This is a genomic window from Ligaoa zhengdingensis, from assembly GCF_014384885.1.
GTDB classification, from domain to species: Bacteria; Bacillota; Clostridia; order Oscillospirales; family Ruminococcaceae; genus Ligaoa; species Ligaoa zhengdingensis.
This window is the reverse complement of the sequence record NZ_JACRST010000110.1, coordinates 1-532: the sequence shown is the minus strand read 5'-3', so window position 1 is coordinate 532 and position 532 is coordinate 1. Positions and strand designations below refer to the sequence as shown.

Here is a 532-nt window from a genome sequence, read left to right as displayed (position 1 = left end):
TACAGAAAAATCGCGGAATACTTCAAGGTGGATGTGAACTATCTGCTGACCGAGGACGAAGAGTTTGTGGTTCAGGCATCCGAGCAGTACGGCTCCCGTGGCATGAAACAGGCAAAGGACCTGATTGAAGGGATGTCCGGCTTGTTTGCGGGCGGTACGCTGTCCGAGCAGGACAAGGATGCGGTGATGAAGGCGTTGCAGGATATATATTGGGAATCCAAAGCCCGGAATGTTGAGAAATACACGCCGAAGAAATACAAGAAGACCGGTACGGACGCAGAGGAATAACTGTCTACGTCTCGGTTTCTTGACGGATTTACTTTGACTGTTTTCAACATGAAAGGGGTGAAGGTCCCGTGATAATTCGCTCCGAGGAAATATACAAAAAGGCGAACAGCATTGTCAAAAGCTGTGGAACAAGAGATACCTTGAAGATTGCCCGTGAGCTGGGCATTCATCTCCATTTTCTTGACAATCTGAACGATCTGCTCGGAATGTACACCTACCGCCATAAAGAGCGGCATATTCTTCT

1 protein-coding gene is annotated in these 532 nt (G+C 48.1%); it reads left to right on the top strand.

Annotated elements, in window-relative coordinates:
- A partial coding sequence (locus H8711_RS14515; RefSeq protein ID WP_249283918.1) for a transcriptional regulator occupies window positions 1–288 on the top strand: 288 nt, incomplete at its 5' end.
- Window positions 289–532 lie beyond the last annotated feature (244 nt).